Source organism: Actinopolymorpha alba DSM 45243 (genome assembly GCF_000373925.1).
GTDB lineage: Bacteria > Actinomycetota > Actinomycetes > Propionibacteriales > Actinopolymorphaceae > Actinopolymorpha > Actinopolymorpha alba.
Window position 1 is genome coordinate 1 of record NZ_KB892712.1, and the last position, 8919, is coordinate 8919.

Here is an 8919-nt window from a genome sequence, read left to right on the forward strand (position 1 = left end):
GTCTTCGACACCGGCAAAGGCCAGCTCTCCCTCGAACTACACGGCGCCCGCACCCCCGAAAGCCTCTACGCCCGCATCGCCCAACGCCTCCTCGCCCTCGCCACCGCAATCTGGCACAACCACAACACCGGCGCCCCCGTCACCCGATCCCTCATCGCCTACGACCACTGAGTTAGGAATCAGTCGTCTAGGCGAGCCGCAGCCGTCAGCGCGGCAAAGCATGGGTTCAGATCGACGCCTAGACCAACAACACCCTTCACCGGTATTACCTCTGGCGACGCGTCCAGCATGTCCGCACCGTCCACAGCTGACGTCACGTGGATTCGTTCGGTTCGGTGTCGGCATCCGAGACCTGCACGCTCAGCCCTGTCGGCGCCTTAGAACAAGCTCTGCGCTTCATGAACTCGCGGAACCTGCGTGAGAACACATAGACGTGGTCCAGCAGCGCCTCACATAGCGCGAGCGCATCAGCGGCATCCTGAGACGTGACTCCACGGCCGGTGTAGTGGGCACCCTCGTTACCAAGTACCCGTAACTCTGTCGTCCATTCCACGAGTTGCCCATCAATAGCTCCCTGCGATTGGAGCTTTTTGAGCGAGGCCATCAGAGTCTTTTCCTTGATGTTGTGGTCGAAGCAAACTCCCTCCAGTATTCGGCGAACCATGACGACGACAGCAGTATGAGCATTCACCCTGTAGCAATTGCGAGCCTGCTCGTGCTCGGCGCGCAGCTGCTCCGGAACGCTGAGACTCAAGGCAACAGTGTCAGGCCAGGGCCATAAGCGCTCCGGCGGACTCCAGGCGAATGGATCATGCTCGAAATAGTGCGTTCGAAACTGCTGAATTAGACCGATATCTCCACACACATGGCATTGGGTCAAGGAAACGCGAGTGTCTTTATCCCATCCGATATCCGGCTCATGGATTCGCACTTGGCCCCGAACGAATGCTATCTCAGCGACGCCGCAGAGATAGCATTCGACGACAACCTGCTGCTCCTTGACGAAGCCCGAACCGTCCTGCCCATCGCTCACCGCCCCACCTCCTTTGAGACCATCCAAACGGAAGCTGCCTGAAAGGTGCGCCAGAGATCAAGCTGGTCGGTCACGCCGGGAGTGCAGCCTAAGATTGGTACCGAGACCGCAGCTGCTCCGCTACCCATCTCCTGCGCGATCCTGCTCTTCCGACACCCCCCCGTCCCGCAGGACCCTTTCTACTAACCGGTCGTGCTGCGCTTGCCGGTCCGCGTACTCACGCTCTAGCCGCTCATCGCGGACATCACCGTCACGCACATAAACTCTCAAGCCGCCCTGAATACCTTCTCGCCAGCGCTTGATTGTCTTCTCCATCTCACGCAGCGACTTCGCCGCATCATGGATCGTGTAGACAGTCGTTGACATGAGCCCTTCGTACTGGCCCCAATCGAGAGATGAAATAGTCTCCGGCAGTTCGCAGCCCTGGTAGTCCTTCGCGCTAACGATAGCTCGGTAGGTTTTTGGAAGGTCAGCGTTCTTCATCCGACGTACACCGAAGTCGAAGAAGGTTCGCCATTCTTGATCCGGCACCAAAGTCGGTATGACTTCCGGCAGCCAGACCTTCTCAACCTCATCGCCGTCACTCGTGCGCTTCAGAACTGGCTCTACCCGAAGTTGGACGTCATATGCGGCAGTCTTACCAAAGTTTCGGATGACTAGATCGATCATAAACCGGCTCGCCGCACTGCTCTCCATAAACGCGATAACGTACGGGCGAGCCTCTTCCTCGGCGAGCCTTTGAGTTAACCGACTATTCTCTATCGCCGCCTTCACCTGATTTCGATTGGCCTCCTGGGTCAGCTCGCTCTGCTGAGCTGCCGACAACATCGCCGTCCTGTTGGATTCCTGGGTGAGCCTGTACTGGCGGAGCGCCAAGATTGTCGCGACAACTGCAACGAACACTGTCACCCATGCCGCCGCCGCACTCCAGTGCTCGGGCGTCCAATCAGCCAGGAACGACGTGATCCACTTTTCCTTTATGGAAGTCAACGCCTTCTACCCTCCTGCCATATGAAACGAAGACGAAATTTGGTATCCCGCGACAGGACGACAATTGGAACGCTGCCCGGGTCGGATGGAGTTAACCTGCGACTAGAGCCTCGAGTTGGTTAAGGCCAGATTCCCCATCTTCTGCGAGCCGACTGAACTTTTCAATCAAGTCAGCACAGACGGCGACCCAAGTGAGCGCTATTGAAGCACGTGCCGCTCCTGACATATAGCAACGGTGAGCCTCGACCACGAGTGGGCGCACATCCGGATTCCAAACCCGAAGAACTTGCTGTTCAAGGTCAAGCATCATTTCCTCCCCGACGCCGCACAGTGGAACCCCCTCAGGACCGCAGGGCCCGAGAGCGCCATAGCCATCCCGCGACCTGATCCCTCCCGGTGCGGAGGTGATAGGCGGCAGCACCAGCTGGCATCGTGATCATGCCGCATCAGAGCCATATGGTGGTGGGTTTTGGCTTGCTTGCTTCGTGGGCGCCAGGTAGCTGCATGCTCTGACAGATGCTCGTGGCGGCGAGAAGCGACGGCGAAGAGATAGCGCGCATGCGTTGGGACGGCCCGACCCAGCTGCTGCCGGGACGGGTTGAGGTACTCGATCCGGCTACAGCAGTCCAGGCAAGAGGACGCGTTTCCGCTCGCGGGCGCTCCGCGCGCTCGGCGATCATTCGTCAGGAACGGCCGCCGCGATAGGGCCGGTGGTCCCCGACTGGCGGCCGGTCGGGGTGCCGTCCGGCCCTGCCTGCGAGTCAGCGACCTCGGCGGATTCCGGCGGTGCTTTCGCGTACGACCAGGCTGAAGGGCGCTCGTAGCCGCACTGGCTCTCCGCCTGGTTCCTGGTCGCGCAGAGCCTGCAGGGCCAACCTGGCGATGGCGACACGGTCTGGCGCCACGGTGGTCAGGGTGGGGAGGATGGCCAGGTCGTAAGGGATGTCGTCGAAGCCAACCACGGCCACCTGCTGCGGCACTTTCCGCCCACGCAGGACCAGGGCTCGGATCGCCCCCATCGCCAGCCAGTCGGTGGCGGCGAAGACCGCGTCCGGGGCGGGACGGCCGGAGTCCAGCCATCGCCCGAGGGTCAGCTCGGCGTCCTCACCGCGTACCCCCTCGGTGGCGAGGACCATGTCTTCGTCCACTCCGAGACCGGCCGCGGCGAGGGCGTCGCGGTATCCGTGCAGCCGTTCCACCTTCAGGTTCGGGCCCGGGGCCAGCGCCATGACTCGCTGTCGACCGTCGGACAGCAGGTGTTCGGTCGCCGCGCGGCCGGCCTCGCGGTTGTCGATCCCGACGTGGTCGGCCCGGTGACTCTGATCGACGTTCTCGCCCAGCAGGACCAGTGGTAGCGCCGGATCACGCCGGTGTACGTCCTCCGGGGTCAACTGCAGCGGGCTCATCACGACGCCGTCGAGGCGAACAGGCTGGCGTTCGGTGAGCAGTGCCAGCTCGGCCTCGCGCTGGCCGCCGGTCTGGTGGATCTGCACGGTCCAGCCGTAGGTCTCCGCCTCGTCCAGCATCCGCGCCGCCAGCGAGGCGAAGTACGGGCGATCGAGCTGTGGGACCGCGAAGGCGATCACTCCGCTGCGGCCCTTGGCAAGGTTCCGGGCAGCCACGTTGGGGCGGTAGCCGAGCTGCTCGATCGCGGCGAGCACGCGCTTCCTGGTCGCCTCGCGAACGGGGACCGAGCCGTTGACGACGTTGGACACCGTCTTCATCGAGACTCCGGCGACCTTGGCGACGTCGACCAGTCGGGCCTGCATGTTCGGTGAGGATGTCATTTGAGGCCAGTGTGCGCCATCCCGGCCAGGATCCGGCGCTGGAACACCACGAAGACCACGATCACGGGGACAAGGGTGACCACACTCATGGCGAACAGCGCCCCCCACTCCGAACTTCCGCTGGCATCGAGGAACCCGCGCAGGGCGACCGGGACCGTCAGTTTCGTCCGCGTCGACAGATAGATCAGCTGGCCGAAGAAGTTGTTCCAGGTCCAGATGAAGGAGAAGATCGCCGTGGTCACCAGTGCCGGAGACAGCAGCGGCAGGATGATCCGCCGGTAGATTCCCCACGGCCCGCAGCCGTCGATCCGAGCGGCGTCGTCCAACTCGACCGGGATCGATCGGATGAACTGCACCATGAGGAACACGAAGAAGGCGTCGGTGGCCAGGAAGCTCGGCACGATCATCGGCCAGAAGGTGTCGATCCAGTTCAGGTCGCGGAAGATCGAGTACTGCGCGATCAGGGTGACGTGCCCGGGCAGCATGATCGTGGCCAGCATCAGGCCGAACAGCACCTTGCGGCCGACGAAGGTGAGCCGGGCGAAGGCGTACGCCGTGAGCGAGCACGTGAGCGTGTTGCCGATCACCGCCGCGGCGCAGATGAGCAGCGAGTTGCCGATATAGACGCCGAAACTTACCCCGGTCGACTTCCAGCCCAGCGCGTAGTTCGCCAGAGTCGGATGATGAGGCACAAGGCCCGGGTCGGTGAAGATCTCGGAGTTGGGCCGCAGTGAGGCGATGATCATCCACAGCAGTGGATACAGCATGACCAGGGCACCTGCTGCCAAACCCAGGTGGGCCAGGATTCGGCTCGGTTGGAACTTCATCGACGGACCCCTTCGTCGCCGTAGAACACCCAGGTGCGCCCAAGGACGAAGTTGAGGCCGGTGAACACCGCGATGATGAGCAGCAGCACCCAGGCCATCGCCGCGGCGTAGCCCATCTGGAAGTTTCCGAACGCCTGCTGGTACAGGTACAACGTGTAGAACAGCGTCGAGTCCGACGGCCCGCCCTTGCCACCGCTGATGATGTAGGCCGGGGTGAAGGCCTGGAACGCGCCGATGATCTGCAGCACCAGGTTGAAGAAGACCACGGGGGAGAGCAGAGGCAGCGTGACCCGCCAGAAGCGCTGCCACCGGTTGGCCCCGTCAATCGCAGCCGCCTCCAGAACGTCGTCGGGGATCTGGCGCAGGCCGGCCAGGAAGATGACCATCGGGGCCCCGAACTGCCACACCCGCAGCACGATCAACGTCCACAGCGCCGTCTCCGGCTCCGAGATCCACCCCCGTCCCTCGACGCCTAACAAGCCGAGGACCTGATTGAGCAGGCCGTCGCTGCCGAAGATCTGCTGCCAGAGCAGGGCGATCGCGACACTGCCTCCCAGCAGGCTCGGCACGTAGTAGAGGGCGCGGTAGACCGCCAGGCCGCGCAATCCCCGGTTGAGCAGCACTGCCACTGCGAGGGCGAAGGCCATCTCCAGCGGCACCGAGATCGCCACGTACAGGAACGTGACCCTGAGCGACTGCAGGTAGCGCGGATCGTGGAACAGCGCCAGGTAGTTCTGCAGCCCGGTCCAGGACGGAGTGTTGAACAGAGCGAAGTCGGTGAACGAGTAGTACAGCGACAGCACCATCGGGCCGACCGTCAGGCCGAGCAGTCCGATCAGCCAGGGCAGCAGGAACAGATAGCCGGGAACGCTACGGCGTAGCCGGGTCCCGAAGGAGTCGGCGGCAGATCGGCGCACGGTCACTTGCCCAACGTCTTCCCTGCCAGTTCGACGAACTCACCGGCACCGGAGGCGGGAGTGGCCTTGCCGAAGCCGATGTTCTCGGCGATGCGCCCGAAGCCGGTGAGCAGTTCGCCGTACCCCTTCGGCCACGGCTGCGGGGACGGGCCGACCTTGCCGGCGATCTCCTCCACGTACGCGATGGCACGGGCCCCAGCGGAATCGGCCTCGGCCGACACCAGGTCGCGCGCCTTCTTCGACGGCGGCACCCCGAGCAGGATTCCGATCGCCTTGATCGCGGCCTCGTCGTTGAGCAAGAAGCCGATCAGCTTGGCCGCGTCCTCGGGATGTTTGCTCGCGGCGGAGATGCACCACAGATCGAGGCCCTTGATGAACTGGCCCTTGAGGTCACCGGCCTCGCCCTGCGGCACCGGCAGCACGGTGAGCGGGCTCTTGACCAGCGGCTGGTAGAACGTCACCTGCTGTACCCAGCCGAACTGCAGCGGCGCCTTCCCGGTCGCGATCAGCGACTTCTCGATCGCGGTGGCCTCGCCGGTGACGTTCTGCGGCGGGGCTGCCTTCGCCGTCCGCAGGTCGGCCCAGTACTGGAACCACTCCTGGATCGTGTCCCGGCCGACGGTCAGCTTCGAACCGTCCTCGGCGAAGAGATCGGTGCCGTGCTGCCGGGCGAAGACCTCGAAGAGCTGGAAGTTGGCGGCCTGGTCGCTGGACCCGAACGAGCCCTGCACCGATCCCGTGTAGTCCTTGGCGAACTCGGCGAACGCGTCCCACGTCCAGCCCTGCTGCGGGATGCTGCCACCGGCGGCCTTCACGGCGGCCTCGTCGACGTACATGGCGTAGCTGATGGAGCTCTGCCCGATCCCGTAGTTCTTACCGTCGACGGTGCCGCTGCCGGCCACTTCCGGGTCCAGACCGGAGATGTTGATACCCAGCGACCCGAGGTCCTTGAGGGTGCCGCGCCCCGCGTAGTCGCTGAAGTAGCTCATCGACATCCGCAGTACGTCGGGAGCGTTGTTGCCGGAGGTCTGCGTTGCCAGCTTGTCCCAGTAGTCGGCGAAGGGCGCACTCTCGGGTGCGAACTCGGCGCCACCGTTGGACTTCCAAGCCTGCAAGGCGTTGTTGATCGCCTTGGTCACGGGGTCGGGTCCGTACCATGCGACCCGCATCGGCCCCGACTTCGCCGAGCAGCCGGGCAGGACGAGGGCGGTTGCCGTGGCGGCACCGAGGCCCAACAGGGTCCGGCGGCTGAAGGTGGTCGGATTCATCTCAGTTCTCCCTGCTCGGTTGCTGTGCTTCGATGGCGGCCCATCGCCAGTTGTGCTCGAGGCGGTGGGGGACGTAGGCGCCGGTCGGCAGGTCGTCGGTGAGCCGCGCCTGCCAGCGGGCCAACTGGTGCAGGAGTCGGGCGCGGATTGCCAGGTGGGCATCGCTTTCGAAGAGGTTGTCCAGCTCAGCCGGATCGGCGTCGAGGTCGTAGAGCTCGCCGGCGAGATCGGCATGGACGACGAGCTTCCACCGGCCACTGCGCAGCATCCGGGCGGACCCGGACTGGGTGACGGAGTTCAACTCGTCGAAGGTGGGGCCGGCGTACGCGAAATGCAGCGGCGGCCGGTCGGTGACGTCGCGGGCGCGTCCGCCGAATCCCTGCTCGGCGATGATGCTGCCGAACTCCGCCTCTGGTGCCTCCTCGCCGTGGGCCAGCGGAAGCAGGCTGCGGCCCTGGACACCGTCGGGCAGCGGCTGGCCGACCGCCTCGCAGATGGTGGGGAGTACATCGACGATCGACACCGGTTCGTCGCGGCGCTGGGGGGCAACGCCGTCACCGGCGATGATCAGCGGGATCCGCATCAGGAACTCCGAAAGGCCCGCGCCCTTGCGCTGCAGGCCGTACTCGCCGACGTAGTCGCCGTGGTCGGCCAGCACGATCGTCAACCGCGGTCGGGAGCGCGTGGCGAGCCCCTCGTGCAGCCGGCGGATCTGGTCGTCCAGCAGCCGCAGCATCCCGAGGTAGTTCGCGGCGTAGCGACGCCAGGCCGCGTCGTACCCAGGCCGCTTCTCCTCCTGCAGGCTGCGCAGCCAGGCATAGCTGCCGCCTTTGGCTTCGGCGCCTTCAGGTCCGCTGAGCCGGTCGGGAACCTCATCGGGCGAGACCAGCGAGAAGTACGGCTCCGGCACCTGGTACGGGTTGTGCGGCTCGGGATACGAGACCCAGAAGAGTCCAGGCACGTCCGGGTCCGCGGCCTTCACCGCGGCCAGGGCGTCGGTGGTGATCCGGTACGGCAGTTGGCAGCGCAGGTCGTACGGCGTGGGCTCCACGGAGACACCGTGGTCGAGTCGCTCCAGCCAAGTGTCGAAGGCTTTCTCCTGCTCATCCTGCTCCGGACCCTGCGTATGGAAGTACGGACCCGCGAAGGTGTCGAAGTCGGCGGCGCCCCGCGGCATGTGCGGCTTGCCGGCGAAGTGCAGCTGGTAGTCCGCCGTACGCAGGACGTCGACCAGATCGGTTGCGAACCGGGCGTGTGCCGGCGTGCTGTTCTGCCGGACCTGGTGGGCGCTGGGAAAGCGTCCCGTCAGGAGGCTGGTGCGGGCCGGGACGCAGGCCGGGGCCGAAGTGTAAGCCTGCGTGAAGTCGGTTCCCGCGGCCGCCAACTGGTCGACGAAGGGCATGGTGTCGACCGGGTAGCCGCTCCGGCGGGTCAGTCCGGCGCGCTGCTGGTCGGTCATCACGATGACGATGTCGGGACGCATTCCCTGTGTTCTCCTGGCGGCGTCGGCTGAGATGGTGAACCTCAAATACAGCGCTGTAAAATGCAGCGCTGTAAAGGGTGGCGTGCAGCACGCCCGCGCGTCAAGAGGGAAGAGCCAGGTCCATCGACCGATGCTCGGCGTCAGCCGGAGTCGCTGCGTCCTTCGAGGCGCGCCTGACGGGGCCCATGCTGGGCTGGGTTGGCGGGCACGACACCGGGCACGACACCGGGCACAGCACCGGTCGAGCCACCGCCGATGATCACGATGTCGACCTCGTCGGTCACTTCTCGTACCCCGCCGCCACTTGTCCCATCAGCGTCGCGAAGGGCATGTCGAGGGCGGCATAGACATCGTTGGCGTGAGGATCGGCGTTGTCGGCCATGATCTCGACAATGAGGGTCGCGTAGTCCGACACCTCTATCCCTAGACGACTGATTCCTAACTCAGTGGTCGTAGGCGATGAGGGATCGGGTGACGGGGGCGCCGGTGTTGTGGTTGTGCCAGATTGCGGTGGCGAGGGCGAGGAGGCGTTGGGCGATGCGGGCGTAGAGGCTTTCGGGGGTGCGGGCGCCGTGTAGTTCGAGGGAGAGCTGGCCTTTGCCGGTGTCGAAGAC

Annotated in this window: 9 protein-coding genes and 2 pseudogenes; 1 reads left to right on the forward strand and 10 read right to left on the reverse strand. The window is 64.8% G+C overall.

What is annotated here, in order from left to right:
- Positions 1-171, forward strand: a pseudogene (locus B141_RS38990) (IS982 family transposase); the annotation flags it as partial.
- 142 nt (positions 172-313) lie between these two features.
- Here B141_RS38990 and B141_RS45285 read toward each other — a convergent pair.
- The 10 genes and pseudogenes from B141_RS45285 to B141_RS39000 all read right to left on the reverse strand — a co-directional run.
- A complete protein-coding gene (locus B141_RS45285) occupies positions 314-1033 on the reverse strand; it encodes a DUF4145 domain-containing protein (RefSeq protein ID WP_020574139.1) in 720 nt (239 codons plus the stop codon).
- Between the two features lie 120 nt (positions 1034-1153).
- Positions 1154-2023: a hypothetical protein gene (locus B141_RS0105340; protein WP_020574140.1), complete on the reverse strand. Its 870-nt coding sequence runs from the start codon at positions 2021-2023 to the stop codon at positions 1154-1156.
- A gap of 761 nt (positions 2024-2784) precedes the next feature.
- Positions 2785-3810: a LacI family DNA-binding transcriptional regulator gene (locus B141_RS0105345; RefSeq protein WP_202805676.1), complete on the reverse strand. Its 1026-nt coding sequence runs from the start codon at positions 3808-3810 to the stop codon at positions 2785-2787.
- Positions 3807-4637: a carbohydrate ABC transporter permease gene (locus B141_RS0105350; RefSeq protein ID WP_020574142.1), complete on the reverse strand. Its 831-nt coding sequence runs from the start codon at positions 4635-4637 to the stop codon at positions 3807-3809. The genes B141_RS0105345 and B141_RS0105350 overlap by 4 nt, the downstream gene beginning before the upstream one ends.
- Positions 4634-5560 carry an ABC transporter permease subunit gene (locus tag B141_RS0105355; protein WP_020574143.1) on the reverse strand — a complete coding sequence of 309 codons (927 nt, stop codon included), beginning with the start codon at positions 5558-5560 and terminating at the stop codon, positions 4634-4636. Before B141_RS0105355 ends, B141_RS0105350 begins: the two co-directional genes overlap by 4 nt.
- The gene (locus tag B141_RS0105360; RefSeq protein WP_020574144.1) at positions 5557-6822 is read right to left on the reverse strand and encodes an ABC transporter substrate-binding protein; all 1266 of its coding nucleotides are present in this window, start codon (positions 6820-6822) and stop codon (positions 5557-5559) included. The genes B141_RS0105355 and B141_RS0105360 overlap by 4 nt, the downstream gene beginning before the upstream one ends.
- A gap of 1 nt (position 6823) precedes the next feature.
- Positions 6824-8305 carry a sulfatase-like hydrolase/transferase gene (locus B141_RS0105365; RefSeq protein ID WP_020574145.1) on the reverse strand — a complete coding sequence of 494 codons (1482 nt, stop codon included), beginning with the start codon at positions 8303-8305 and terminating at the stop codon, positions 6824-6826.
- Positions 8306-8445: 140 nt separating this feature from the next.
- Positions 8446-8589 carry a hypothetical protein gene (locus tag B141_RS49005; RefSeq protein WP_020574146.1) on the reverse strand — a complete coding sequence of 48 codons (144 nt, stop codon included), beginning with the start codon at positions 8587-8589 and terminating at the stop codon, positions 8446-8448.
- Positions 8586-8720 (reverse strand): hypothetical protein, encoded by a 135-nt coding sequence (locus B141_RS52155; protein WP_020574147.1) that lies wholly within the window; start codon positions 8718-8720, stop codon positions 8586-8588. The genes B141_RS49005 and B141_RS52155 overlap by 4 nt, the downstream gene beginning before the upstream one ends.
- Positions 8721-8748: 28 nt before the next feature.
- Positions 8749-8919: pseudogene (locus B141_RS39000) on the reverse strand (IS982 family transposase); the annotation flags it as partial.